Genomic DNA, 2,663 nt, shown 5'->3' with positions numbered 1-2,663 from the left:
ACGCACATGAGCAGGTGTCCACAATGCCAGCCGCCCGTCGGTGCTCAGCTGCCGCGAATCCAGCGCGGCCTCCAGGACCAGCGGATTCGCTGGCAATCCTCGCGCCCGCGCCCATGTCTCGCACCGGTGGACCAGCAGCTCCTGCCCGGCCTTGAACTCTTCCTGCTGCTCGATCTCGTAGAACGTACGCATTTGTATTGCCGCTCTCTCCCGGAAAGCCTGACCAGTCAACGCTACCGGTCAGCCGCGACCGACCAGCCAGCGGTGACCGCAGGGCGTGGAGAGGGCATGGAGCGCATGAACGTGAGTGCACGGACGATCGAGGTGAGGCCCGCCGGGGGGGGGTGAGCGGATCTTCCGTTCGCCGGGGTGACGGCCCGCGGCGCTCCGGATCAGATAGCTCGGGTAGGATGGCCGTTGCCACAGACGATCGTCTTGAGGAGGTGAGACCCATTTCCGCTGTGTCAGGGTGGGTGCTCTCCTCCCGCGGCCACGCGGTTCGCTCGAAGTAGGCGATCGGGAAGGTGCCCTTCGGCATCCCGAAAGGCTTCCCGTGTCGACAGCCGGCCCTTCTTCTTCCTTTCTCCCCTCTTCTCGCCCGTCTTCCTCACCATCTTCGCCCCTGCCGCGGTCCGTCGTCGTCACGAGGCTGCGGGCCGCCGGCTGCGTCTTCGCCGAGGACGAGGCGCGGCTGCTCGTCGATGCGGCCCGGACCCCGGGCGAACTCGCCGCGATGGTGCAGCGGCGCGTCGCCGGCCTGCCCTTGGAACACGTGCTCGGCTGGGCGGAGTTCCACGGCCTGCGGATAGCCGTGGACCCCGGGGTCTTCGTGCCCCGCCGCCGCACGGAGTTCCTCGTCGATCAGGCGGTCGAACGGGTCGCCGACCGGTCCCGGCCGGTCACCGTCGTCGATCTGTGCTGTGGCTCGGGGGCGGTGGGGGTCGCGCTGGTGGCGGCCCTGCCCGGGATCGAGGTGCACGCCGCCGACGTCGAACCGGCCGCGGTGCGGTGCGCCCGCCGCAACCTCGCCTCCGCCGGTGGCCGGGTCTACGAGGGTGATCTTTACGAGCCGCTGCCAGCCGTCCTACGGGGCCACGTGGACCTGCTGGCCGCGAACGCCCCCTATGTACCCACCGACGCGATTGAGCTGATGCCGCTGGAGGCTCGCGAGCACGAGCCGCGGGTGGCGCTCGACGGCGGGGCGGACGGGCTCGATGTTCTGCGGCGGGTGGCCGCCGAGGCGCCGCGGCGGCTGGCCCCGGGCGGTCACCTGCTGGTCGAGACCGGCGAGCGGCAGGCAGCGTCGATCGTCGAAGCCACCGCCCAGGCCGGCCTGATCCCCACGGTCGCCGGTTCCGCCGACCTGAACGCCACCGTCGTCATCGCGACCAGGCCGGCCGCGGCTCCCGTGTCCGCGATGGGCGCGGCATCCGGACAGCCGCCGTCAGTCGGGTAGGCCCAGCCCTCGTCCGCGGCTGCCCGCGGAAAGGCCGCGGGCAGCCGGATGCAGCCGGATGCAATGGATGCAGATGGACCGAAGCCGTCCTCGGTGAATCCCCGGGACCTGCTCGTCGTTCAACGGGACCTGTTCGTCGGTCAACAGGAGATGTTTCAGGGCAGGACGTCGTAGGTGTAGGTGCCGGTCATGTCGAGCACGCTGCGGGGGGTCGCCGGCGTGCTCGACATGCTCGACGGGGCGAACGGGGAGACCAGCGGGTCGTCGATCCGATGGCCGAGGAGGCTTGCCGGGGCGGTCATGTCCGGCTGGTACACGCGGCCGTGACGCCGCATCCAACCCTCCCAGACGCGGTCGACGTTGCAGTGGTGCACGAAGAAGACCGGGTCGTTGGGGGACGACGCCAGCGACATGTCCCTGCCCCCGCCGACCCAGCGGTGGACCTGGTTGTGCAGTCCGGTGCCGATGAAGCCTTCGAGACGGTTGCGGAACCCCCGCGAACTCACGTTGAAGGGAGCCTCGTCGTAGCTCGCGAGTGTCGGATCGGCGACGGTGTCGAAGGCTGCGGTGAGGTCGGCGTTGCTCGGCAGGATCGACGATCCGAACGTGGCGCTGCCGAATCTCCGCCGCACGCCGCGTTCGGTAACCTGCTGGAGCGCGCCGCTGCTGCTGGTGGAGATCCGTACCCGGAAGCTGGTCGGGTCGGCGGGGTCGAAGAAGAACGCACCGCCGGGGATCGGGGTGCCCTGGCCCCCGAAACCGTCCGGGGTGTTCCGCCACAGCGCCGAAGCAGCGGGGTTCGGTGCCGTGCCGGGAGCGGAGGGTGTCCCGTCGCGCGCCCAGTCCCAGTACGGCAGCCCGAAGTTCGGGTCGCCGAGAACGCGCTGGAGGTGCACTTCCAGCCAGCCAAGCATGACTCGGTGCCAGGGCAGGAAGACGGGGCCGGCGTGCGCGGCGTTGCGGTTGCTCGGTGACCCTCCCGGGGGGGGACGGGGGTGTTCATCGCGATGACATGCCAGATGACGAACAGGTCGTAGGTCCGTACCGGTCGGCTCGGACCGGGGAGGCCGAACTGATTCGTGCGCAGCGTCGTAGGTTCGTGTTTGAGGGGTCTTCGAAGTTAACCGGGGTGGGCGTGAAACCCCAGCCAGTTTGGTAACTGTGCGTAATGTTGGCTCGACGTGGCCTGCTGTGACCTGATGTGGCA

Annotated in this window: 3 protein-coding genes; 1 reads left to right on the top strand and 2 read right to left on the bottom strand. The window is 69.6% G+C overall.

Annotated elements, in window-relative coordinates; all coding sequences use genetic code 11:
• A partial coding sequence (locus ACY45C_RS21195; RefSeq protein ID WP_462189311.1) for a hypothetical protein occupies positions 1-192 on the bottom strand: 192 nt, incomplete at its 3' end.
• Between the two features lie 361 nt (positions 193-553).
• Here ACY45C_RS21195 and ACY45C_RS21190 point away from each other — a divergent pair.
• On the top strand, positions 554-1,456 hold the full coding sequence (locus ACY45C_RS21190; protein WP_462189310.1) for a putative protein N(5)-glutamine methyltransferase: 903 nt from the start codon (positions 554-556) through the stop codon (positions 1,454-1,456).
• Positions 1,457-1,611: 155 nt separating this feature from the next.
• On the opposite strand, the gene ACY45C_RS21185 is transcribed toward ACY45C_RS21190, so the two are convergent.
• Entirely contained in the window at positions 1,612-2,370 is a 759-nt protein-coding gene (locus tag ACY45C_RS21185; RefSeq protein WP_462189308.1) for a tyrosinase family protein, read from the bottom strand.
• Between the last annotated feature and the right edge of the window lie 293 nt (positions 2,371-2,663).

The sequence above is a fragment of the Frankia sp. CcWB2 genome, from assembly GCF_977927585.1.
Note: the sequence above shows the minus strand (reverse complement) of the source record. Positions and strands in the feature narration are given on the sequence as shown.